The organism is Methylobacterium sp. WL69, assembly GCF_008039485.1.
Classification (GTDB): Bacteria; Pseudomonadota; Alphaproteobacteria; order Rhizobiales; family Beijerinckiaceae; genus Methylobacterium.
In genome coordinates this window covers 19,566-41,615 of the sequence record NZ_VRUZ01000037.1, presented here as the reverse complement: position 1 = coordinate 41,615, position 22,050 = coordinate 19,566, and the positions used below count along the sequence as shown (strand labels likewise).

General features: G+C 70.5%; 20 protein-coding genes. 2 read left to right on the top strand and 18 right to left on the bottom strand.

The annotated features are described in order from the left end of the window. Positions 1-310: 310 nt before the first annotated feature. From FV218_RS22760 to FV218_RS12250, 5 genes are all read right to left on the bottom strand, one after another. The gene (locus FV218_RS22760; RefSeq protein ID WP_157085550.1) at positions 311-484 is read right to left on the bottom strand and encodes a hypothetical protein; all 174 of its coding nucleotides are present in this window, start codon (positions 482-484) and stop codon (positions 311-313) included. A 77-nt stretch (positions 485-561) separates the two neighbouring features. After that, positions 562-1,071 (bottom strand): hypothetical protein, encoded by a 510-nt coding sequence (locus FV218_RS12265; RefSeq protein ID WP_056092003.1) that lies wholly within the window; start codon positions 1,069-1,071, stop codon positions 562-564. A gap of 10 nt (positions 1,072-1,081) precedes the next feature. Next, entirely contained in the window at positions 1,082-3,172 is a 2,091-nt protein-coding gene (locus FV218_RS12260; RefSeq protein WP_147709919.1) for a M48 family metalloprotease, read from the bottom strand. A 371-nt stretch (positions 3,173-3,543) separates the two neighbouring features. Beyond that, the gene (locus tag FV218_RS12255; protein WP_147709917.1) at positions 3,544-4,950 is read right to left on the bottom strand and encodes a HAMP domain-containing sensor histidine kinase; all 1,407 of its coding nucleotides are present in this window, start codon (positions 4,948-4,950) and stop codon (positions 3,544-3,546) included. After that, positions 4,947-5,621 (bottom strand): response regulator transcription factor, encoded by a 675-nt coding sequence (locus FV218_RS12250; protein ID WP_147709916.1) that lies wholly within the window; start codon positions 5,619-5,621, stop codon positions 4,947-4,949. Before FV218_RS12250 ends, FV218_RS12255 begins: the two co-directional genes overlap by 4 nt. A gap of 244 nt (positions 5,622-5,865) precedes the next feature. Here FV218_RS12250 and FV218_RS12245 point away from each other — a divergent pair, with 244 nt between their 5' ends. Together FV218_RS12245 and FV218_RS12240 are read left to right on the top strand one after the other, a co-directional pair. Continuing rightward, positions 5,866-6,495 carry a methyltransferase domain-containing protein gene (locus tag FV218_RS12245; protein ID WP_147709918.1) on the top strand — a complete coding sequence of 210 codons (630 nt, stop codon included), beginning with the start codon at positions 5,866-5,868 and terminating at the stop codon, positions 6,493-6,495. A gap of 5 nt (positions 6,496-6,500) precedes the next feature. Beyond that, entirely contained in the window at positions 6,501-7,235 is a 735-nt protein-coding gene (locus FV218_RS12240; protein WP_246685092.1) for a VTT domain-containing protein, read from the top strand. Positions 7,236-7,335: 100 nt separating this feature from the next. Here the strand turns inward: FV218_RS12240 and FV218_RS12235 are convergent, their stop codons facing one another. From FV218_RS12235 to csgH, 13 genes are all read right to left on the bottom strand, one after another. Beyond that, the gene (locus tag FV218_RS12235; RefSeq protein ID WP_147709914.1) at positions 7,336-8,520 is read right to left on the bottom strand and encodes a VWA domain-containing protein; all 1,185 of its coding nucleotides are present in this window, start codon (positions 8,518-8,520) and stop codon (positions 7,336-7,338) included. After that, on the bottom strand, positions 8,517-10,805 hold the full coding sequence (locus FV218_RS12230) for a DUF5682 family protein (RefSeq protein ID WP_147709913.1): 2,289 nt from the start codon (positions 10,803-10,805) through the stop codon (positions 8,517-8,519). The genes FV218_RS12235 and FV218_RS12230 overlap by 4 nt, the downstream gene beginning before the upstream one ends. A 12-nt stretch (positions 10,806-10,817) precedes the next feature. Then, on the bottom strand, positions 10,818-11,918 hold the full coding sequence (locus tag FV218_RS12225; protein WP_147709912.1) for an AAA family ATPase: 1,101 nt from the start codon (positions 11,916-11,918) through the stop codon (positions 10,818-10,820). Next, positions 11,915-13,498: a DUF5691 domain-containing protein gene (locus FV218_RS12220; protein WP_147709911.1), complete on the bottom strand. Its 1,584-nt coding sequence runs from the start codon at positions 13,496-13,498 to the stop codon at positions 11,915-11,917. Before FV218_RS12220 ends, FV218_RS12225 begins: the two co-directional genes overlap by 4 nt. Beyond that, a complete protein-coding gene (locus FV218_RS12215) occupies positions 13,498-14,868 on the bottom strand; it encodes an SWIM zinc finger family protein (protein ID WP_147709910.1) in 1,371 nt (456 codons plus the stop codon). Before FV218_RS12215 ends, FV218_RS12220 begins: the two co-directional genes overlap by 1 nt. A gap of 600 nt (positions 14,869-15,468) precedes the next feature. Beyond that, the gene (locus FV218_RS12210) at positions 15,469-15,978 is read right to left on the bottom strand and encodes a hypothetical protein (protein WP_147709909.1); all 510 of its coding nucleotides are present in this window, start codon (positions 15,976-15,978) and stop codon (positions 15,469-15,471) included. Between the two features lie 8 nt (positions 15,979-15,986). After that, complete coding sequence (locus tag FV218_RS12205; RefSeq protein ID WP_147709908.1) at positions 15,987-16,445, bottom strand: hypothetical protein; 459 nt, start codon at positions 16,443-16,445, stop codon at positions 15,987-15,989. Between the two features lie 74 nt (positions 16,446-16,519). After that, on the bottom strand, positions 16,520-17,983 hold the full coding sequence (locus FV218_RS12200) for a chromosome partitioning protein ParA (protein WP_147709907.1): 1,464 nt from the start codon (positions 17,981-17,983) through the stop codon (positions 16,520-16,522). Between the two features lie 901 nt (positions 17,984-18,884). Beyond that, on the bottom strand, positions 18,885-19,229 hold the full coding sequence (locus FV218_RS12195) for a hypothetical protein (RefSeq protein ID WP_147709906.1): 345 nt from the start codon (positions 19,227-19,229) through the stop codon (positions 18,885-18,887). Between the two features lie 17 nt (positions 19,230-19,246). After that, positions 19,247-20,257, bottom strand: a complete 1,011-nt coding sequence (locus tag FV218_RS12190; protein ID WP_147709905.1) for a CsgG/HfaB family protein — start codon at positions 20,255-20,257, stop codon at positions 19,247-19,249. A 134-nt stretch (positions 20,258-20,391) separates the two neighbouring features. Further along, the gene (locus FV218_RS12185; RefSeq protein WP_147709904.1) at positions 20,392-20,847 is read right to left on the bottom strand and encodes a curli assembly protein CsgF; all 456 of its coding nucleotides are present in this window, start codon (positions 20,845-20,847) and stop codon (positions 20,392-20,394) included. A 54-nt stretch (positions 20,848-20,901) separates the two neighbouring features. Beyond that, entirely contained in the window at positions 20,902-21,603 is a 702-nt protein-coding gene (locus FV218_RS12180) for a hypothetical protein (RefSeq protein ID WP_147709903.1), read from the bottom strand. Between the two features lie 11 nt (positions 21,604-21,614). Further along, positions 21,615-22,043, bottom strand: a complete 429-nt coding sequence (gene csgH, locus FV218_RS12175; protein ID WP_147709902.1) for a curli-like amyloid fiber formation chaperone CsgH — start codon at positions 22,041-22,043, stop codon at positions 21,615-21,617. Positions 22,044-22,050 lie beyond the last annotated feature (7 nt).

The following is a 22,050-nucleotide window of genomic DNA, read 5'->3' as shown; positions in this document are numbered from 1 at the left end:
CCACAGCGAGGTCCGGCGCCGGCAGCCAGCCCACGACCGCAGCCTTCCCGCCCAGATGGCGTGCCCGCACCCAGCCGAACGGGAGGATGCCGCTGAACTGGGGCCCGCCCCGTCCCCTCCCCGCTGCTCGGCGAAGAGTCCCGCCACGGCGCCGTTCGCCACCACCAGGGTCAGGCTTTCGTAGGTGCCCGTGCGGGCCAACGGCTACGCCGCCGCCCCTCCGCACGCGGCGAGCGGGATGGCGAGACCCGTGCCGGAGAGGCGCGCGCCACGGGGGCGGAACCGCCCTGCCCGCTTGGCCACCCCCATATCAGAGGGTCTTCTCCAGGACCTTCACCGCGGCTTCGACCCGGTCCTTGAAGTCGGCGACGTTGGCGAAGGGCCGCCGGTTCACATCAAGGCCGACCGTCGGCTCGGCCCGGGTGCCCGAGGCGGTCAGCGCCGCCAGGACGGCGGCGTCGAGGGCGTGTCGGCGTGAGATCATGCGGTGGTTCCTCGGTGGGATGTGGCGGTCCCGATTGCGGGCCCGGAGTGACGGTTCGATCGAGCGAAGATGGAGGATCAGCCCATCGCCCCGGAGGCGGCCCGCCGGTTCCGGATCATCGCGGCGACCGCCGCGATGATGGTGGCTGCCAGCGACCCGGCGATCACCAGGAGGGTGATCGTGCGGTTCCAGAGCCGGTCCAGGGCGAGGTCCGTGGTGACGCGGTCGGGCCGGGCCGGATCGGCCATCACCCGGATGTTGTAGTTGCCCACATGTACGCCCGTGAACACGGTGTTCACCCGGCGCGCCACGGTGCCCGTGGGGGTCCGCAGATTGAGCGTCATGTCACAGATGTGGAGGACGATCTTGGCGCTGCACTTGCCGTCGGTCACCCGCGCGTCGGCGACGGGGCGTGCCGTGTCGCGGATCTGCCAGTCCGACAACAGGGGCGGGGCCGTGTAGACGGCGCAGGCAACGAGGAGGGCGCCGAGCGCCACGAGGCCGAACAGCGTCCAGAAGGTGTTGCCCCAGCCCTGGCGGGGCGGCGGCAGGCGCAAGGGCTCGGTGCGGTTCGCGGATGCGGTCATGGGGCGGGCCTCACGTGGCTTGGGCGTCATGGCTCTGAGGACGGGGCGGAGGCGCATCGGTCTCGGCCAGGACCCGGCGCGCCTCCGCCGCGTGGCGGTAGCGGCCGATCAGGTCGGCGAAGTCCTGCACCGACATCTTGCGCGGCAGGCCAGCGGTGATGGTGACGATGCGGTGCGGTGCGTCGAGCTTCACCTTACGACCGCCCGGCACCGCTTTCGGAAACGGTGCCTCCGGCGGCAGCAGCAGGCGGGTGACGACGCCGTTCTGCCGCGTTGCCATGTCGAGGTCGGCGACGCTGTCCCAGGGGATCGATCGGTCGAGGCCGGGCACCGCCAGGGCCTCGGGGCTCAGGATCATGGTGGTGCGCTCGCCCCGCCACAGCCGGACGCCGCCGAACCCCGCCAGGACGGCTCCGCACGCCAGCGCCACCGCCACCACGAGCCATGCCTGGTTGGCGGAGAGGCCCGGCAGGCCGGCGACGAGCCACAGGAGAGCCACCCCGATGAAGAAGCCGCCGGCCACCAGGAGCGCGATGGCACCGGGGCGGGTGTTTTCGCGCAGCACCCGTTCCTCGGTGCCGATTTCCGCCACCGTCGCCTCCAGATGCGCGCGGAACGCCGCGTCGCGCGCCCGCACCGCGCCGAGGAAATCGTCCGTCGCGGCCCGGCAGAGCCCGGTGGGATCGGCGAAATAGGCGGCGAGCTGTCCCAGCGCGTGCGGGGGCGGAACGGCGGCGGCGGCGGCCAGGAGCTCTACGTCGAGGGTCCGGCCGAGGGCCGCCACGCGCTCGCGGGTCGGCGGATGCGTGTCGGTGGGGTGGGCCTGCTCCGCCTCGAGATGCGCGGCCGGGTCGTCGAGGCCGCGCGCGATGGTGCGCTCGAGGCTGGCCGCCACGAGATCGGCGGGGGCCGAGCCGGGCGCCCCGGCGGCGGCATCAAGGGTTTCGGCGATGCGTGGGCCCACGGCACCGGTGCGCAGGAGCGCCCGGGCGGCGGCGTCGACGGAGGTGGGTCCGGCACCCGCCGCGTCCGCCGCGAACTCGCGCGCCCGGCTCCAGTGGCGGACGGCGAGGTGGAACCGCTCCATCACGAACACGCCAAGGCGCAGGGATGGGCTCAGCAATCCGAAGGACCCGGCGTGACCCTCCGCCACCGCGTCGAGGGAGCGCCCGACTCCGGCATAGATCGGCAGGAAGCGCTGGCTGTAGACGGTGTCGCCCCCGGCATAGTGGGCGAGCTCGTGGCCGATGATCGCCGCGACCTCGTCGCCGCGCAGGAGGGCGAGGTAGGGCAGCGGCAGGTAGAGGATCCGGCCCGTCAGCCGCGCCCCACCCGGCTCGACGACGGCCGGGCCGGCACTGACGAAGAAGCCCCCGGTGAGGCCGACGACGACGACCTCGGGTTTGAGCGCGCCGAGGCGCTCGGCCAGCCCCTCGGTCAGCCGCCACAGGCCCGGCGCCTCGGCGGGCGAGACCGTCCGGCCGAAGATCGGGAGCGGATCGGGCTCGAAGGCGGAGAGCGCGCGGCGCAACCCGAGCACGGTGGCGCCCGCCGCGAGGAGGACGGCCCCGACGGCGACGGCGGCGATCAGCAGCATCTTGATCTCGCCGCTGCCGAGCCCGGGCCGGGCGAGCAGGCCGGCCTCGAAGATCACGGCGGCGACGAACCCGGCGGTCGTGAGCAGCACCTGGAGGGCGAGGACCGGAGGCAGCAACCGTCGGACCAGGGAGACCCCCCCGACGAGCACGTCCCGCGAGGCCCGGCCCATCCGTCCGAGGGTCGCACCGGCCAGGAGGACGAGGACGGACAGGGCCGCGGCAAAGCCACCCGCCGCGATGACGACGGGCGGCAGCACCCGGCGCCAGTCCATGACCGCAGTGAGGGTCGCGATCTCGTCGCGCGCCGCGCGGGCCTGGGCGAGGGCGAGGGGGCCGCCGTAGGTCTGGCCGTGGCGGCGGAACTGCATGCGGAAATCGATGCGTCCGTCCGGCGGCGCCCGCGCCTCCAGATCCGCGACGATGCGTGTCAGGTGCCGCCGCTCGGCCTCGAGATCGGCCCAGTCGCCGGCGGCGCGATCCTGCTCCCAGACACCCAGCAGCATGACGGCCAGCGGCAACAGGACGGTGGCGGCGATGAGGCGCGTGAGGGAACGCAGACGCGAGGGCGCGCGCGGGATCGTTGCGTCGGGGATGCCTGCCTCCCGGGATGCCGGCGCGCACCGGATATCGTCCCGGTGTGCGGTCCGCTCTAAAGCTCAGAACGGTCGGGACAGCAAGCCGATCGGTGTATCGGGAGAAATTCCGATTTTGCTGGCAGAAGACGATCCCGGATGATCCATGCGAACACCCGTCGATGCCTTCATTCAGGCGCCCCCATGCCGTCGAGATCTGTTGGCGGATGGTTCGTCCACGGGAAAAGGGCGCGCGAAGGACCGGACGTCGATGCGGAACATGCTGGCCTGTGCACGCGCCGTCAGGTCAGCTGGGGGTGAGGGCGCAGGTGGGCCGGCGCCCGGTCCTCCCGGGGGAACACCAGCCTGACGCAGGCCCCGCTGGACGGTCCGGCGACGACCTCCGCATGACCGCCGTGGAGGCGCATGATCCTCTGAACGAGATCGAGGCCGAGGCCGGCGCCCCGGCCGCCCTGCCTCAGTCGATGGAACGGCTCGAAGATCTGATCACGCTGATTCGGCGCGATGCCGTCACCCTCGTCGCAGACTTCGATCCAGCCGGCCCGGGCCACCCGCACCGTGATCGTTCCGCGCCGACCGCCGTGGTCGATGGCGTTCTGTATGAGGTTCGTCAGGGCGCGTTCGAGGGCGGTCTCGTCGCCCGGAACCGCGACGCGTTCGGTCTCGGGCTCGAACGCCATCTCGTAGCCGGCCGCGAAGGCGAGGGGCGCGAGATCGAGGACCGCACGCTCGGCGAGGGCGACGAGATCGACGGTGGCGAAGGAGACCTGCTGCTGGTCGAGCCGCTGCAGATCGAGGAGCTGACCGGTCAGGATGGTCAAGCGGGTGGTATCTTCGAGAAGACGGGTCTTCTCCGGCCCCGGCGGCAGCGCGGAGATGCGCGTCGTCAGGATGGCGATCGGGGTGCCAAGCTCGTGGGCGGCATCGGCCAGGAAACGCTTGTGGCCCTCGTAGCCCCTGTCGAGCCGGGCCAGGGCGTCGTTGACGGCCCTGACCAGGGGCACGATCTCGACGGGCACCGCGTGCACGCTCAGCCGCGCACCGCTGCGGGTGATGTCGATGTGCTCGGCCTCGTCCGCCGCCCGTCCCAGGCCCGCCAACGCCCGCTGGACGACGAACGGCGTGACCAGGAGCGTCGCCAGCGTCATCAGGCCGATGACGAGCAGCGTCAGGAGCAGCATGGGCACGAACACGCCGACGAGGTGCCGCAGCAGGACGCGGCCCTCGGCGCTCGTAAGCATCTGGACCTCGCCCGCCGCCGTATCCACCCATCGCACCACGGCGGCCGGTGGGACGGCGTTGCCGCCGCCATGACTCAGATTGGCGCTCCCGATCCGATCGAGACCGGGCAGGAGCGGCTCCAGATGGGCGGGCACGCTGCCCTCCGTCAGCCGGTGCCCGCCGTTGTCGCGCACGACGAACCAGAACCCCTCGATCTCCGAGCGCAACCGGTCGAGCTCCGGCGTCGGGCGCAGGATCAGTCGGCCCTCCGCGTCCCGCGCGACCGCCGCGGAGAGGGCTTCGATGGTGCCGAGTTCGTACGCGCCCCCGCTGATCAAGCCCCGCATCCAGAGGGCCCCGACCGCGCCGACCAGGGCGAGGCTGAGCAGGGCGAACACCAGACCCTGGGTCGCGGCGACCCGCGTGACGAGCCGCCATTTGAGGGAGCGCGGATGCCGGATGCTCATGGGGTCTCCCGCAGCAGATAGCCGACGCCGCGCACGCCGTTGATGAGGACGCCGCCCTGCGCATCGACGAGCTTGCGGCGCAACCGCGAGACCTGCGTGTCGAGGGCGTTGGGCTGAACCTCGTCGCCCAGGGCGAAGACCGCCTCCATGAGCATGGACCGTGGCACCATGCGTCCGACGCGTCGAAGCAGGGCTTCCAGGACGAGGGTTTCGCGTCGCGTCAGTTCCAGGACGGTGCCGCCGACGCAGGCCTCCCGGTTCGCCAGATCGAAGGACAGGCGCCCCGCGCGCACGACCTCGGACTGCATGTTCGCCGGGCGGCGCAGGAGGGCCCGCAGGCGCGCCAGCAACTCCTCGAAGGCGAAGGGCTTCGCGAGGTAATCGTCCGCCCCGTGATCCAGTCCCGCGACCCGATCCGCGATCTCGCTGCGGACGGTGAGGACGAGCACGGGGACACGATTGCCGCGGGCCCGCAGCTTCGGGATGAGGGTGAGTCCGTCACCGTCGGGCAGTTGGCGATCCAGGACGAGGACGTCGTGCGCGCAGGCCGAAGCGATCTGGTCGGCCTCAACGAGATCGACCGCGTGGTCGACCACCATGTCGTGACGCGCGAGGACCGCGCGCAGGGCGGAGGCCAGCTCGGGTTCGTCCTCGACCAACAGCACGCGCATCGAAGAGCCTCATGAACTGTCCGTAGCCGAAACTACGATCCTGCGGGCGCGGCACTACCGCACCTGTCTGTCGGCAACCTTGCGGGAAAGGCCGACGGGAGCGGTTTGACACAAATATTTCACCGGCCGGCGGACGACAGGTTGCCGACATCGAAGCATGACATCCCTCTCCTTGCGACGCGCGCAAGACTATTTCCGAGTTATTCGTGTCTGTATTGGAGTAATCGTAATGCTCACGAGAATGATGCCTGTTTCGCGTCCCCGCCCCGCACGCCGGAAGGAGGTCGGCGGGGCCACCATCACCGACCTGATGCCGTTCTTTCGCGCGTGGATGCGCAATCCGCGCAGCGTCGCCGCCGTCGCGCCGTCCGGCCGCGCCCTCGCCTCCCTGATCACCCAGGAGATCTCGGCCCGGACCGGCCCCGTCATCGAACTCGGCCCCGGCACGGGAGCCATCACGCAGGCGCTCCTCGAGCGCGGGGTGCGGGAACAGGATCTGACGCTCGTCGAGTACGGTTCCGACTTCGCGCGGCTGCTTCAGGTGCGGTTCCCCGACGCGCGGGTGCTGTGGATGGATGCGGCCGCGCTGAACAGGCATCTGCTCTTCAACGAGGCCCCGGTCGGCGCCGTGGTATGCGGCCTGGGTCTGTTGAACATGGAACAGAAGAAGATCGCGGAGATCCTCCGGGGGGCGTTCCGCTTCCTGCGGCCGGATGGCGCCTTCTTCCTCTACACCTACGGCAAGCGCTGCTCGGTCCCGGAGATGCTCCTCGACGCGCTGGACCTGGAGGCGACCCGCATCGGCCGCACGTTCCGGAACCTCCCGCCGGCCTCGGTCTACCGGATCGTGCGGCGCCAGACGACGGCCGGGTGACGGCGATGGCATCGCAGGATCTCGTCGCGCTCTTCCTCGGTCTCGGCCTGCCGGGACTGTTCGGGATCGCGTTCGCGGAGAAATTCGTCCCCGTCGTCCCGTCCTACGTCATGCTGATGCTGCTCGGCATGACCGTGCCGGACGCCACCGCGCTCCTGCTGGCGCTCCTCGCGACCGCGGCGGGGTCCCTGTGCGCATCCCTGGTCTGGTACGGGATCGGGCGCGGCCTGGGCGAGCGGCGTGTCGCGACCGCGGTCGTGCGGTTCGGAAAATACGTGTTCTTCAGTCCGCGCGCCTATGCCGGCCTCGCCGCCGCTTACCGCCGGAATCACTTCTGGGTCACGCTGATCGGCCAGACGGTCCCCGTCGCGCGGATCTACCTGGCGCTCCCGGCCGGCGTGCTCGGGCTCCGTCCCGCACCGTTCGCGCGAGCCGCCGCCATCGGCATCGCGGTGTGGAACGCGCCGTTCCTGGCCCTCGGATACGCCCTGCGCGAAACCGGTCACACGCCCGTCGATGTCGGCTTCTGGGTCTCGCTCGCCCTCGTCGCAACGGAGGTCGCCGTCGTCGTGGGGATTCGGCTCCTGACCCGCGGACGCCGCACGGGGCCGAGCCCTGACGATGGCCCGTCGGCCGGTCCCTGCGCCCGGGCGGGCGGACCGGCGAGAACCGGAAGGACGAGGGCGAGACGGAGGAATCGGGGTACTTGGGGGCCTTCGAAGGCGGGCCGGTCGGCTTGAGCAGGTTGCGTGAAAGTGGCCACCGGTTCTGCATTGAAACCTGCTTCCCATCGGAGAACCAAGCAGGACGCCCATCGCGGGGAAGACCGGCCTCGTCGTCTCAGGGCTCCGCCGCCGGCACCACCGCGATGCCGGCTTGCGCCGCCCAGGCGGTCAGATCCTGCTTGCGGATCGCCGCGGCCATCAGGTCGGGGAAGAGGTCCGGCGTGCAGGCGAAGGCGGGCACGCCGAGCGCCGCGAGCCGGGCCGCGAGCGCCCGGTCGTAGGCGGGCGCGCCCTCGTCGGAGAGGGCGAGCAGGGCCATCATCTGAACGCCGGAGGCGACGAGGCGCTGCGCCTGCGCGAGGAGCCCCGCCTCGACCCCACCCTCGTAGAGGTCGGAGATCAACACCATGACGGTGTCCTCGGGCCGGGTGATGCGCGCGGCGCAGTAGCTCACCGCCCGGTTGATGTCGGTGCCGCCGCCGAGCTGGACCGAGAACAGCACCTCGACCGGATCGTCCATCGCGTCGGAGAGGTCGACCACCGCGGTGTCGAACACCACGAGCCGGGTCGAGACCGCCGGGAGCGAGGCCATCACGGCGCCGAAGATGCTCGAATAGACCACGGAATTGGCCATCGAGCCGGACTGGTCGATGCACAGGATCATGTCCTTCAGCGAGCCGCGGCTCCGGCGGCCATGGCCGAGCCGCGTCTCCGGGATGATGGTCCGGTACGCGGCCTGATAATGGCGCAGGTTCGCCCGGATGGTGCGGTTCCAGTCGATCTCGGCGTGGCGCGGGCGCCGGTTGATGCTGACGCGGTCGATGGCCCCGGCCACCGCCTGCCGCAGGGGCTCCTCCAGCCGCTTCATCAGGTCGTCCACGACCCTGCCTACCACGAGGCGGGCCGTCTCCCGCGTGCGCCCGCCGAGCAGGCTGCGCATGGAGATCAGGGTCGAGACGAGGTTCACGTCGGGCTGGACCGCCTCCAGCATTTCGGGTTCGGCCAGCATGCGCTTGAGGTCGAGCCGCTCGAAGGCGTCGCGCTGCATCACCTGAACGACGGAGGCCGGGAAACAGTCGCGGATGTCGCCGAGCCAGCGCGGCACCGAGGGTGCCGAGGCGTCCAAGCTTCCCTTGCGGTCCGAATCGTAGAGGGCGCCCATCGCCCGGTCGAGGCGCAGGTCGCGCTCGGAGAGGCGGACCCGCGTCCCCTCGGCCGCGCCCCCGCCCAGCACCAGGCGCCAGCGGCGCAGGCGCTCCGCCTCGCCCACCCGGCCGGTCGCGGGTTCGGTCTCACTCATGCGGTGTCTCCGTTCTGGCCGGCGGGCTCGGGGCCGAGCAGCAGGCGCAGGATCGGCAGCACCCGGGCGGCCCGCGCCGCGTCGAAGATCTCGGGGCCCACCTCCACCCCGACCCCCGCGCCGTCCGGCCGGGCGAGCGCCGCGCCGATGGCCCGGCGCTCGGGCGCAGCAAGGGTCGCGAAGGTGCGGCGAACCAGGGGCAGGAGTTCGGTGAAGGTCTCGGGCGGCAGGTCGCAGAGCCACGTGTCCACCACGCCGAGCAGGCCCTGGCCGTGAATCAGCACCGTGCCGCTGTCCTCCAGGAACCCCTCGATCCAGGCGGCGGCGGACAGGGCGCCGGCGGCCCGCGACAGGGCGCGCCGCATCCGGTCGCCGGCCTCCGCCGCCTCGATCGCTCGCGCGTCGAACAGGAGGCGCGCGGCGCGGCCGACGACGCGGCCGTGGACGTGCTCCTGATCGGCGAGGGCGCGCAGGGCCTCCTGCCAGAGTGCCGCCAGTTCCGGCTCCTCCAGCAGCGCCACCGCGCCCGAGACCGCGACGATCCGAGCCTTGGCGGCGTCGGCCGCGTCGTCGTCGAGACTCTGGCAGGCGGCCACCAGCCCGGCGGCGGCGCGCGGCACCAGCCCTCGCACTACGGCGAGGACCGGTGCGGTGTCGGAGGCACGGACCGAGCCGTAACGGGCGAGTTCGGCGAGCGCCGGCAACGCCTCCATCAGGTCGAACACGTCGGCCGAGACCGCAGCGCGGTCCTCCAGCGCCCGGATCACGTCCCCTGTCGCCGCCGCCAGGTCGGCGTCGAGCAGCGTACCGATCAGGCCGGACAGGTCGGCGACGCGGGTGGCGCTGCGGGACTGCGCGCGCACCCGTCCGGCGGCGGCTTCGGCGATCGTGCCGCCCTCGGCCGAGGCCGCGACCAGCTCCACCACCCATTCGGGCTTCCAGGCGAGGAACCACGCCTCCTTGAACGTGCCGCGCCCGCGTGCCTGCCGCCGCTCGCCCCACGGAATGCCGAGGAGCCGCAGTCGGTTGAGGAAATGGCTGCGGGCCAGATCCGTCTCCTTGCGCAGGTCGAGGGTGACCTCGCCCGCATCCGTGCCGGGCTTCCAGCGCAGGCGCCGGCACTGGGCGGCGAAATCGGCCTCGACCGGTGTGCCGGGGCTGTCCGGCGGGGTGGCGCCGAGGCGCTCGCCGATGACGAGCTTGCGCCGGATCAGCGCCATCGGGGCGTCGTCGGCGAAGCACAGGGTCGCCCGTGCGGCCTCGTCGAGATCCTCGAGGGAGGGCCGTGCCCGGCCGCGGAAGCCCGCCAGCGCCTCGGCGAGGCGGACCGCCTCGATGACGGAGGCCGGCGAGGCGTCGAGGTCCTCCGCCCGCAGCAGGGCGGCGGCGCGGGCGAGCCAGCGTGCGGCGACCCGGTCGCCGTGATGCCACAGGGTGTCGTACCACTCGGGCGAGAGCACCCCGGCGCGGTAGCCGGAGGCGATGGCGAGCCGTTCGTAGGACCAGGGCGCCCAGGCGGCGGCGACCTTCGTCTTCGGCAGGCCCTTGAGGATCGCGGTGTCGGCGCCCGCCTGGCCGCGTGCGTCGTGGCGGGCGAGTGCCGGCACGTGCCACGCGCCGCAGACCACGGCGACCCGCGCGAAGGCCTGCGCGGTTTTTCGGATGGCGGTGCGCATGTGCGCTTCGCGGGCCTCCTCGCGGAACGCCTCGTCCGGGTCGGGCTCGGCCTCCGCACGGAGCGCCGCCATCGCCTCGGCGATGGCGGCGAAGACGTCGCCGTCCGTGCCCGCCCGGCCCTCGATCAGGGCGTCCCACCAGCGCTCGCCGTCCGGATAGCCGGCGGCCGCAGCGAGTTCGCCCAGGGGATCGCGCCGAATCGCGGCGGGGACCGGGGTCGGCTTTTCCCCGGCGGGCGGTTCCGGCGCGGCCTCCGCCGGCGGCCCCCGGTCCGGCGCGCCGAACCCGTCCGCGAGCCGGATCGCCTGCGGCAGATCGATGAAGCGGACCGTCGTGCCGGCGGCGATGCCGTGGCGCATCGCCACCCATTCGGGCGAGAAGGCCGCAAAGGGGAAGAAGGCGCATGTCCGCGGCTGGTCCGGCCGGTAGACCAGGAGCGCGACCGGGGGCGCCATCCCGTCGTGGGCGGCGAGTCCGATCAGCGCGTCCGCGTCCGGCGGTCCCTCGATCAGCAGGCAGTCCGGCCGGAACGCGTCGAGGGCCGCGGCGAGGGAGCGCGCCGAGCCCGGCCCGTGATGGCGGATGCCGAAGAGGCGGATGTCGGACATCGCGGCGCTCCGTCACGCGCCCGCGCGGGCGGCCTTGTAGAAGTCCTTCCAGCCGTCCCGCTCCTTGACCACGGTCTCCAGGTATTCGCGCCAGACGATGGCGTCCTGCACCGGGTCCTTCACCACCGCCCCGGTGATCCCGGAGACGAGGTCCCGGGCCGAGAGGCGGCCGTCGCCGAAATGCGCCGCGAGCGCTAGCCCGCTGCCGACGACGCTGATCGCCTCCGCCGTCGAGAGGGTGCCGGAGGGCTGCTTCACCCGGGCCTTGCCGTCCGCCGTCACGCCTTCGCGCAACTCCCGGAAGATCGTGACCACGCGGCGGATCTCGTCGGCGCCCGGCGGCTCGGCCGGGATCTCGAAGGCGCGGCCGAGGGCCGCCACCCGGCTCTCCACGATCGCGACCTCGGCCTCGATCGTGGCCGGCGGCGGCAGCACCACGGTGTTGAAGCGGCGCTTGAGCGCGCTCGACAGTTCGTTGACGCCGCGGTCCCGGTTGTTCGCCGTGGCGATGAGGTTGAACCCCTTCCGGGCCGAGACCTCCGCGTTGAGTTCCGGGATCGGCAGCGTCTTCTCCGACAGGACGGTGATGAAGCTGTCCTGCGTCTCGGAGGGGATGCGGGTCAGCTCCTCGACGCGGGCGATGCGGCCCTCCTCCATGGCCCGCATGATCGGCGAGGCGACCACCGCCTCGCGGCTCGGGCCCTTGGCGAGCAGGAGGGCGTAGTTCCAGCCGTAGCGGATCGCCTCCTCGCTCGTGCCCGCCGTGCCCTGCACGATGAGGCGCGAGGTGCCGCAGATGGCGGCCGCCAGATGCTCGCTGACCCAGCTCTTGGCGGTACCGGGCACGCCGAGCAGCAGCAGCGCCCGGTCGGTGGCGAGCGTCGCCACCGCGATCTCCATCAGACGCCGGTCGCCGATGTATTTCGGGGTCACGGCGAAGCCGGAATCGAGGATGCCGCCCATGAGGTAGGTGACGACGCCCTGCGGGGACATCCGCCAATTGGGCGGACGCGGCCGGTCGTCGGCCGCTTTCAGGGCCGCGATTTCCTCCGCGAAGGCATCCTCGGCGGCCTGGCGCATCTGCGCGGTCTTGTCTCCGTTGCGCGACGTCATCCTCGGGTACTCTCCCCTGTGGTGGTCACCGGCTGAAAATCGCGTCGCATCGCGGCGCGCAGCGCCAGCGTCTCGGCGAGCGTCGTGAGTTGATTGTGCAGGCGCTCGCCCTCCGCCTCGTCCGAGCGCGCCAGGATGGCGGCGGCGGCGGACGCGGCGGCGTCGCTCGGCGCGAGCCGCTCGGCGAGGCGTTCGACGATCCAGCCCTTGGCGAGATCCTTGCGCAGGCTGTCCGAGCCGCGGCTCACGAGGGCGAGCCAGTCGAGGAGCGCGGCGCTGAACGGCGCGGAGAAGTGCTCCGGCCCGCGGGCGAGCAGGGCCAGCACCGTCTCGATCCGGCGATCCCGGATCTGATCGGCGACCCGCGCTTCCCACTCCGCGCCGGGCAGGAGGTCGAGGGCCTGTGCCCAGAGGCCCAGGAGCGGGTTGGTTCGGCGCACGCCCTTGATCTTCTCGGCATAGGCCTCGGCCAGTACGTCGGCGGCGGCGTGCGTCCAGGCGGGGTCGCGCGTGCGCTGGATCGTCGAGAACAGCCCGTCGACGATGGGCTCCGACCACTCGCTGCGCAGGGCCAGCTCGATCCAGAGGCGTGGCGGATGCTCGGCGAAGGCGTGGAGCGGCGCGCGCGCCAGGATACCCCGCAGCAGGGCCGCCCGGGTGCCGCCGCCGCGGCTTTCCCAGGTGTTCGCCGCCACGCCGTCGCGGGCGAGGTCGGAGCTTTCCTCCGGCAGGGTGACGACGAGGGTGTCCGTCGTACCGCCGAGGAGCCGGCGCTTGCCCTCGATGCGCAGCGCCGCCCGCGCCCGCTCCGCCATGCGGGCGGCGTAGCGCGAACCGGCCAGGCGCGGCAGCAGGCGCTGCGCCGCCAGCCGGACGCCGCCGCCGCGGTCGTCGAGGCAGGCTTCGAGGAAGAGCTCGTCGGCCTGGGACAGCCGGGTCTCCAGGGCTTCCACCAGAGCCTCGCGCAAGTCGGCCTTCTCCTTGCGGAAGTCGGGCTCCAGGGCGGCGCGCGCGGCCTCCGGGTCGTGGGCGCGGAAGGCCGCGAAGGCGGCGCGGCGCTCGCCCAGGGTGCCCTCGGTCCAGTCCGCGGGCCCCTCGGTGGCCTCGGCGGCGCCCTCGCCGCAGGCGCGGGCGAGCCAGGCGAGTTCCGGGCCGGCGACCCGGTCGACCGCCTCGGGCAGGGTGTCGCGGTGTGGGGCCAGGGCCTGAAGCAGCCAGACCGGCGCGCGCATCCCGGCCGCTGCGGCCAGTGCGCACCATTCTTCCAGGCGCCTGCGGGCGGCGTGGCCGCCGACGAGAAAACCGTAGAGCCGCGTTGCGGCGGCGAACGGGCATTCGGGGCCGAAGGCCTCCCGCGGCTCCGTTGTCACCAGCGCCTCCGGTCTCAGTCCCGCCCCGGCGCGGTGGAGGGCGCCGTGCGCCGCGAGCCGCGCCAGCAGGGCGCCGCCCGCATCGGCCTCGGCGATGAAATCCGCCAGGGGCCCGGGCGCGGCGGGCGGTGCGCGCTCGGCCCCGAGCAGGGCGGCGGCGAGCACCGGCTCCCAGCCGTCGCCGGCGGTCAGGGGCGCGGCCTCCGTCATCAGGCCACCGGCAGCAGGATCGGCTGCGGGTCCTGCGCCGGCACCGCGTAGAGCCGGCGCTCCGCCACGAGGGCGAGGGGAACGAGCCCGTCGCCGTCGTAAAGGCCGAACAGGTCGACCGGGCGACCCGCCGCCACGGCGATGAGGCTCGGCAGGCGCGGATCGCCCCGGAGCGCGAGGCAGCCGGTTGCGTCCCCCGCCCCGAAGGCCGTGGTCCCTCCCTGGCTCGCGGAGAGGCGCCCGAGCCGCACGCCCGCGAGCCGGACCGGCCAGCGCTCGGTCCAGGGTGCCCGTGCCAGCACCGCCGCGAAGGCCTCGCGCGCCGCCGCGACGGTTCCCCCGCCCGGCAGGCTCGCCCATGCCGCCGGCCCGGCCCGGCCGTCGCGGAACGTCGCGCGCAGGGGCGGATCGCCCGGCTGGAAGGCGAGCGCACCGGAGAAGTCCTGGCCGGCAGCGGGGGCAGCCGGCAGGGGCGAGCCCGTGGTGCCATGATCGAGCACCTGCGCCAGGGCGCCGGTACCGCGGCCGGCGAGCCAGACCGAGCGGGCGGTGAGCTGGTCTTCCTCCTCGACGCTGTGGGCGAGCACCGCCCAGGCGTCGGCCTGGTCCGGCCGGCCCGCCATCTCCTCGGCGGTGACCGGATAGCCGACCGCCGCACGAACCCCCGCCGCCTGCTCGGGGTCGAGGGCGTCGAGGCGGCGCGCGGCCCGAACCAGCAGGGCGAGCCGGCCGAGGCCGAGGCCGAGAGCCGCCTCGGGTCGCGGCGCTCCGGGCTGGGCCGCGGCGGCGGGGAGGCCCGGCAGGGTCCGAACCCGACGGGCGAGGCCCGGCGCCTGCCCATCCACGAGGCGGCCGGCCATACGGTCCCAGAAGGTGTACGGCTCGCCCCGCGCGCTTGCGAGGCCACGCCGCATCAGGTCACGCAGCCAGAGGTCGAGTTCATCGAGGGCCGCCGCGACCCGGTCTTCGCGGGCCTGCCGGCGCCGGGCCTGGGCCCGCGCGTCGACGGGCTTGGTGGGCCCCTGCGCCCGCGTCTCGGCGGCAGCGCGGCTCTCCCGGCCCTTCGCCCAGGCCTCGACCCAATCGGGCGGGGCGGCCTCGGCGAGCGGGGCGGACGCATCCGCCAGCATCAGCCCGAGGGCGTGCTTGCACGGGAACTTGCGGCTCGGGCAGGTGCATTTCGAGGCCGGCCCGGCGAGGTCCGCCACCGTGCGGTAGGGGCTCGCGCCGCTGCCCTTGATCTCGCCCCAGATCACCATCCCGGCTCGGCCGAGGCCGCTCCACCTGGTCGGCTTCGCCTGATCCTGACCTGCCTTGCGGCTGGACGCGTCGGGGGCGAGATCGAGAATCTGGGCGGCTGTCAAAGTCATGCGTCAGGGCGGCCGATAAGTCATCGATCGAATCTGCAGGTGGCCCAAGCTAGCGACTTTTGCTGGCTGGGCAAGATTGACGACAGGGGATTTATTGGTCCTCCTTATCAATCCCGATTCGGCATGATCATACCGTTCTGTATAGTCATCCTGAGCGAACTTGCTCCTAGCCTCGCGCGTCGGGTCTGATCCTCTCGGTCGATCTCACCTCCGTCAATCTCACTTGGCCTCAATTCACTTTCGGCTCGCTGGGCGGAACAGGTCCGATATTCGGTTGGCAGGAGCGAGGCGGGTGATGTCGCAGTCCGTCCGGCCCAGGGAGGGCATCGCCTTCGTGGCGCCAGCCTGCTTGCGAGAGGCCCCGGCGGCGTATCGACTGCTACGAAAGGCGGCCACGACCGCCTCGTCCTCCGGTGACGGCACCGGCAAACGCGAGCCCGTCGAATCGGTGCGCCGGGCGGCGACCGAGGTGCGCTGCCTGCACCTGCGGGAGCTTGTGCGATACGAAGTTCTTCAAATGCACGCACACGAATAATCCCCGTTTGTCCTACGGGAATCATTCAAGACAAAATCGAAAGCAATGCCGGAGAAGCCGAGCTCTCAGCCGATAAAATCCGGCGTCAGCCGCTCCGAGAGATATCGGCTGATCTTCTTCAAATAGAGCTCCAGGCTCCGCGTCCGGGTTTCTGCCGCTTCCGCTCGGGCGTGAGCACGCTGCGTAGCGAGCTCGGCCTCGCGGCGACTGAGCTCGGCCTCGCGGAGGCGCAGGTTCGCCTTGGCGAACGCCGCCATCGCATCCTCGGCCTGCCGTTGGAAGCTTGCCGCTTCCTCACGCGCACGCCTCAGCTCGGCCTGCATCTGAAGCCGCTCGCGCTGGGTCAGATGGATCAGGTCGAGGGACTGGGCCGAGATGTAGTCCGCGCGGGCGCGCAACGCCCGCATGGAGTCCACGGCGCGCTCGACGAGCTGCAGGGTCCGGGCGCCGTCGCATTCCTGGACATCCTCGAATCCGTAGAGAACCAGCGCCGTCGACGCGTCCGTCTCGCGGATGTCCGGAAGATGGAGGATGGTGCTCTTTTCGGGGATGCTCGGCAAGGCGCGGAGGGCCATGGCGCGGACTATGCGACGGAGGATTGGGTTGGGTCGGGCTGACCGGGCTCCCGCGTCGCCCGTGTGAAGCCCGCCACCACGGCCTCATGCAGGCGGGCGAGCCATTCCTCGGCCTCGCTTGCCCTTTTCTCCGCCAGTTCCGCGCGCGTTTCGGACTTGGCGAGTTTGCCTTCGAGGACCTGCTCCCGCTCGATGGCCTGAGCGACCGTCACGCGCAATTCCTTCTCCAACTCACTCGACCGCTCCTCGCTGATTCGGATCGCGGCGGTGGCCTCGTGGATGAGGTCGAGGGTCGAGGACCAGTTGCGGCGATCGGGGGCTGCCGCCTCGTCGACCTGAGGTGCGTCGGGAACGGGCTTCAAAGGGACCAGGTTCTCAACCGGCACCAGGACGGCGTCCGCCCGTCCCCGCATGAGCCAAGCGGCCGCGGACGTCGTCGGATGATCGCGCAGAGCGTTCTCGGTCATGGCCTTCCTTCCTCAAAATTTCGGTCCCCTGCCCATCCGTGGGATGGGCGGATCCTCTCGACCCGGCGTGAAGCTCAGGTGGTTTTCTCGGCCGGCATGAAGGGTCTGACGTTGCTCGGCTCGGGCGACGGAGCGACCGGTGCCTCGGCCCGAAGGGTCGCCTCGTCGCTCGAGAATGAACGTGCCGTGCGCTTCAGCGCCTCGTGCTGCTTCTGAAGCGAGACGCGGCTCTCCCGTGCGATGTCGAGGGCGCCCTGAGCCATCTTGCGCTCGGATCGCTCGTGCTGGAGTTCCTCGACGAGGCGATGATTGACCGTCTCGAAATCCGCCCGCTCGATCTCCTGCCGGTGGAGGAGTTGCTCAATCCGGTCCGACAGACTGGCGACCCGCCCCGTGGCCTGTTCGAGGGCCGCGTCCTTGGCGGCAATAGCCTTGGAGAACATCTCGCAGCGATGATCCAGTTCCGAGCGCGCGCGCTGCATCTCGAGGAACCGCTCCGTCTGACGAGCGAGGTCGGCCTGCACGCCTTCCAGGCGACGCTCGAGGGTCACCCGCTCGATGGAGGCTTCCTTGAAGCCCCGCTCCGCAGCCCGCCCCGCCTCGTCGCGCTCACGCAGCTGGTTGCGCAGCTGTTGCAGCATCTGGTCCGTTGCCAGGAGCCGTCCCGTGGCCGCCTCGAGCCGCATGGCGAGGCTGGCGCGCTCCGTCCGGTGCGCCACCATCTCCACCTCGGACTGGGCTTCGGCTTTCTGAGCGGCCGAGACGGTGTTCGCCAGTTGCTGCTCGAGGCTCCTCGCCAGGCTGCGGGCCGTATCCGCCTGAGTTTCGTGATCCTGCGAACGGGCCGTCAGCTCCGAGAGCTTGACCGCTTGTTCTTCGCTGAGGATCTGGAGGCGGTGATTGTCCTGCTCCAGAAGACCGCGTGCCTCTCGGACGTCCTGAAGCTCGCTCTCGGACCGAGCCAACGCCTGATCGAGGGACTTCGCCTCGATCCGAAGGGCCTTGCTCTCGCCGAGCAACGCACGGCTCTGCTCCGTCTCGGCAAAGAGCTGTCGTTCGAGATTTTCAGCGACCAGGGTCTTGTCGCGCAGACTGACGCGCAATTCCTCACCGGTCGCATCCCGGTCCTTCAGACTGGCTTCCAGGTGGTGAAGCTGGAGCGTTGTCGCCGAGTAGTCGTTCGAGACCTCTGCCAGGCGCTTCGAGATGTCCGCGAGTTCACGCCGCATGTTGGCGGCGCCTGCCTGCTCCAGGGTCAAAAGCGTCTCGACCTCGGATATCCGAATCTTCGCCTTGGGCAGTTCGTCTGTGATCGCAATGATCGGCTCGATTACGGAGGAGAAATCGCTCTGTAGCGATTTGAGATCCTCCAATCGATCGAGCATTTCGGAGATCCGAAAACGGACGATCTCATTCTGCTGACCAATGGTATCGAGTGAAAAATCTTTGATGCCAGAACTAGTACGAGAGTCGCCGCTGCTTTTGGAGATCAGATCCACAGGCATCGAATCATCGCTCGACGGGGTTCTGTTGGTCATGTCGTAATTCGAAGATTGAAGGCTTTTGGCTTCTTCGGTGGGCCTTGACCTAGTGAAATTAATCCAAGCCATTACACGAATGCCCATCGCTGCAGGTGATAGCAGCACTTCTCATCATCAGGTAATTGCAACGCAGCCATTGCGTCAACATCGATCGGCATTGAAATGCACGAAATCTTAAGCTTTTGTCATTTCGGCATCACCCGTCCTGGCGAGGAGCGCAAAGGGGCAATAACATTTTCGTGATTTGGGGTGTGAGAATCCTTGAATACGCAAGGGCGACATTTTCTGCCGTGCCGCCCGCCCCTGATTCACATGACGCTGCGAGGAAGAGTCTCTCGATCCTTGGTGTCATGTCTTCTGGCCTGCTCCGATCGGGAATTTCACTCCATGGAAGTGCTTCTCGCCGTTGGTCCAGCGGTGACGCGGCTCGGTCGGTCGATGCGCGATATCATTGCGGGCCCCGGCCGATGCCGGACGGTGCAGCGACGAGCACGTCAGGTGCGGGATGGTAGATCTGTGGCACGTAAGGGCCGTCGTCGAGCGGTAGGAGCGTGTGACGCCGCCTGCATCGCCTTCCGCTGACGGGATCGTCGAACCCGGATACTTTCAGCCCATGCGCTGATCGGCGGCCGTGGTCCGCTGCCCGACCTTGGCGACAGTCTTCGGATTGATCCCGTGGCACTTCGAGAGCGCCCTCCAGGCTCGCTTACCTATGTTGGATCGCTTGACGGACCGGTTCAATCTTCGCGGCGCTGCCACGAAGAATTTGGCCCCCAACGCGTCCCTCCCCTCGAACGAAGGGATCGCGGGCCATCAAGCTCTGAAATCAAACATCGAACAAAAAGAAAATTCTTAAGTCTGGAGGTCAGGCGTGGCGCTCCGGACCACCGATCCGGTCTCACGAGAGCGTGTACCGGCAGCGATACGCGCTGCCGATGGCGCTGGCGCCGCCCCATCCCGCGGAAGGATTGGTGAGGTAGAGGTGCGTTCCGCCGAGGGCGGCCGTACGCCGGCGAAGGGCATCCTGGAAATCCTGGTAACCCGAATCCAGCCGGTAGCCGGGCGTGAAGGGGGGAGGCCCGACGGGAGCGACGAACGCGCAGGCTGCCACCGCTGCGAGGTCCGTCACGATGGCCACGGGCGGGGGCTGGTTCTGGCCGGACACGCACCCTCCCAGGACGAAACCGAGGCAGGCAAGGGCCGGACGGCTCAGGCGGCAGTGGGTGGGCTGAGTGGCGAGCATGGTGCGGCGCACGGGGTCTAGCGGAGGGGCGTGTCGCCAGCGCGGGGCGGCGCATCGGACGGGGGAGCGGATGCCATGACGGACGGGCCGGACTCTGTAGGGGTCGCCGGCGAGGACGGCAGCTCGAGCTGCGTGTATTGGGTCGGCGGGGCCGGCGCGGCCAGTTCGGCCTTCGCGCCCACCACGGGGGCGCCCCGATAGCGGTCGATCAGGCTGGTGGAGCTGGCGCTGTTCTTGAACTTCCACAGCTTGCGCTCGGCGCCCTCGATGACCAGCGAGTAGACGGCGAGTTCGATCGCCTCGCGGACGGCGAGCTGCGTCGGCTCGTTGCGCGAGAAGCCGGTCTCGCCTTCGAGGATGCGGTCGAGGGCCACGAATTTGTAGATGTTACCCGACAGCAGGACCGAGTAGATCGTCTTCGTCGTGGTGACGCTGAGCAGAACTTGCCCGCTCTGGACCGAGACCACGCGCATGGCCACGGTGACCATGTCGCGGCGGTACTTGGTGTCGAGGCCGATGCCGAGGTAGCGCGCGCCCAGGCCCCCCGTCACCGTATTGGCATCGTAGGCCAGGATGCCGCCCTCGACGATGAGGCCGGCGAAGCGCAGGGGCGGCAGCGGCTTGGCGTTGGTGCCCTCGAACTCCGTTCGCGTGGCGCGGATGAGCTGGCGCTCCTGAAGCAGCGACTGCAGGCCGCCGCGCTCGACCACGTTGAACCACTTGCCGCCGCCGGCCCTGCGCAGGGCATCGACCGCGAAGGCCGACCCGCCCTGGGTCACCGCACGCGAATACTCGGCGAAGTTGTCGCTCGGCTTGTTCTGACCGGTAAGGTCGGGGAACGCGTAGATGGCGACGTCGATGGCCCGCTCCGGCGGCGGCAAGGTCTCCAGGCCGATGCCGGTGGGCGAGGCGGGCGTGAGGATCGGCGCTTCCGCCAGGGTTTCGCGCTGCCCCAGGGTCGTCTCGCACCCGGCCAGAACCAGGCAGGCCAGACCGGCGGCGAACAGGCGCTGTGGAAACAGGATCATCCGAGGAAACACCGGGAGATTCTTGAGGGGCGGCAGGCCGCTCGGATGGGATCGCGCCGGAGGCCCCACGCGGTCCTACGCTACGACGAGAAGGCGGAATGGCCGGAAAGCCGGGTTTCGCGCGGGTTGGTCCCTTAGAACCCGAGGGGCACCGTCACGGTGGAGACGGTCGCGCCGTCATTGACCGTGATCTGGACGTTGGGACCCGCCTGCTGGAACTGGATCGTCGTGCCCTGGACGACGAAGGTGCCGCTCTGCTGCGCGTTCTCGCCGAAGATCGCGTTGGTGATGCGGTCGGCGACGGCCGCCAGCAGGCGCGCATTGATCACGGCGGCGAAGTTCGAGGCGGTCGAGGGGGTGTTGTTCGCCTGCTGTTGCTGCTGCGCGATCTGCTGGGCCACCGTGTCCGCGAGCTGGCGCTTGCGCACGAAGATGTTCTGCGCCGTCGCCTGCGACTGGAGCCAGTTGCCGTTGAGCGGAGAGCCCCCGAACGACGGATTCACCGGCTGGTAGTTGAGCGGGCTCGCCGAGACGGGCATCGCCAGAGCGCTCAAGCCAAGCAAAGCAAGTGAAGACGGACGCAAAGGCATCGTAACCCCCTCGGACGACCCGCAACGATGACACCGACAGCAGAACTGCCAGCGTTATCGAGCGGACCGTCCTGAGCTTACACTGCTGATCGAAGGCGACAACCCGTTCACAGCCTGTCCCTGGACTGATCCATTACCTATCTGATTAACAGTGATATTTTTATCACCAGCATTCGTGGACGAGACGGTCAGGCCGTAAGAGAGATTCGATCCCGTCTGAGTGTTCGTGATGACGTATCCCGATCCGATCACGGAAATGTTTGCGTCGTTGCTGAAGCCGGATTGCGCGTTGGTGAGCGAATTGCGATCGCCGAGGATTCCGAGGGCCGATCGATTGGACGATCCGTCCTGCGTCTGGGCCGTGATATTGCCGGTGCCCGCGATGGTGGTGCGTGCGTCGTTGCCGCCCCCCGTCTGGACGATCCTGCTTTCGTTGGAGGATCCAAGCTGATTGATCACCGCGATGTTCTGGGTCTGCCCCGGCGTCAGCGTGCCGGACTGGCCGGAGGCGGTGACGATGGCGGACAGGCTGTTGGCGGCGGGCCCGGCGACGGGCAACCCCGTCACGGCCGGGTTTGTGGTGACGAGGAGGGGCTCGACGGAGTTCTGGTTGGTGCTGCGCCGCGGGGGCGCCGCTGCCGTCGGGTCGACTTGCCCGATATAGACGCTCTGCTGGGCGGCGGCGGGGGCCGCCAGGCTGAGCGCGAGGGGCAGGATCGGCAGGATCCGGAAGTGTGTGGAACGGAGAACGATCATGGCTCGGATCCTCACAAGGGGGTCGAGGGGGCGACGCTGGCCTCGCAGCCGATCCGGCGGCCATCGACCTCGAGCGTCAGGGTAGCCTCGAAGCCGGCCTGCGGCTCCAGGCTGAGACGGATTTCGCCAAGTCCGGTCCGGGCGCCGGCCACGGCCTGGAAGCGTCCGCCCTGCTGGAGGCGCGACGTCCCGCCGGGGCCGGTCTTGACCACCAGCAGCGAGTAGGTCCCCGCCGCGTCCGCCCGCGCCAGGGCGATGCCCCGGAGGGTCGTCATCGCACCCGCGGTCTCCCGCTCGATGCGGCAGCGCAAGTCGGCTTCGGCGGAGGTTTCGGGACCCGGCTCCATGCTGATCGCTCCGGTTGCGAGGAGGGGAAGGACGAGGCAGGCAAGCCCTCCGACGCGGCCCATGGCGAGACGACCCATGGCGAGACGGCTCATGACGCCG

Coding starts and splice junctions, on each gene's coding strand:
- FV218_RS12190 (WP_147709905.1), bottom strand. CDS start 20,257: ATGATCCTGTTTCCACAGCGCCTGTTCGCCGCCGGTCTGGCCTGCCTG.
- FV218_RS12235 (WP_147709914.1), bottom strand. CDS start 8,520: ATGAGTGAGACCGAACCCGCGACCGGCCGGGTGGGCGAGGCGGAGCGC.
- FV218_RS12255 (WP_147709917.1), bottom strand. CDS start 4,950: ATGAGCATCCGGCATCCGCGCTCCCTCAAATGGCGGCTCGTCACGCGG.
- FV218_RS12200 (WP_147709907.1), bottom strand. CDS start 17,983: ATGACCAACAGAACCCCGTCGAGCGATGATTCGATGCCTGTGGATCTG.
- FV218_RS12185 (WP_147709904.1), bottom strand. CDS start 20,847: ATGCCTTTGCGTCCGTCTTCACTTGCTTTGCTTGGCTTGAGCGCTCTG.
- FV218_RS12265 (WP_056092003.1), bottom strand. CDS start 1,071: ATGACCGCATCCGCGAACCGCACCGAGCCCTTGCGCCTGCCGCCGCCC.
- FV218_RS12220 (WP_147709911.1), bottom strand. CDS start 13,498: ATGACGGAGGCCGCGCCCCTGACCGCCGGCGACGGCTGGGAGCCGGTG.
- FV218_RS12180 (WP_147709903.1), bottom strand. CDS start 21,603: ATGATCGTTCTCCGTTCCACACACTTCCGGATCCTGCCGATCCTGCCC.
- FV218_RS12250 (WP_147709916.1), bottom strand. CDS start 5,621: ATGCGCGTGCTGTTGGTCGAGGACGAACCCGAGCTGGCCTCCGCCCTG.
- FV218_RS12205 (WP_147709908.1), bottom strand. CDS start 16,445: ATGACCGAGAACGCTCTGCGCGATCATCCGACGACGTCCGCGGCCGCT.
- csgH (WP_147709902.1), bottom strand. CDS start 22,043: ATGAGCCGTCTCGCCATGGGTCGTCTCGCCATGGGCCGCGTCGGAGGG.
- FV218_RS12260 (WP_147709919.1), bottom strand. CDS start 3,172: ATGCTGCTGGGTGTCTGGGAGCAGGATCGCGCCGCCGGCGACTGGGCC.
- FV218_RS12210 (WP_147709909.1), bottom strand. CDS start 15,978: ATGGCCCTCCGCGCCTTGCCGAGCATCCCCGAAAAGAGCACCATCCTC.
- FV218_RS12215 (WP_147709910.1), bottom strand. CDS start 14,868: ATGACTTTGACAGCCGCCCAGATTCTCGATCTCGCCCCCGACGCGTCC.
- FV218_RS12195 (WP_147709906.1), bottom strand. CDS start 19,229: ATGCTCGCCACTCAGCCCACCCACTGCCGCCTGAGCCGTCCGGCCCTT.
- FV218_RS22760 (WP_157085550.1), bottom strand. CDS start 484: ATGATCTCACGCCGACACGCCCTCGACGCCGCCGTCCTGGCGGCGCTG.
- FV218_RS12225 (WP_147709912.1), bottom strand. CDS start 11,918: ATGACGTCGCGCAACGGAGACAAGACCGCGCAGATGCGCCAGGCCGCC.
- FV218_RS12230 (WP_147709913.1), bottom strand. CDS start 10,805: ATGTCCGACATCCGCCTCTTCGGCATCCGCCATCACGGGCCGGGCTCG.
- FV218_RS12245 (WP_147709918.1), top strand. CDS start 5,866: ATGCCTGTTTCGCGTCCCCGCCCCGCACGCCGGAAGGAGGTCGGCGGG.
- FV218_RS12240 (WP_246685092.1), top strand. CDS start 6,501: ATGGCATCGCAGGATCTCGTCGCGCTCTTCCTCGGTCTCGGCCTGCCG.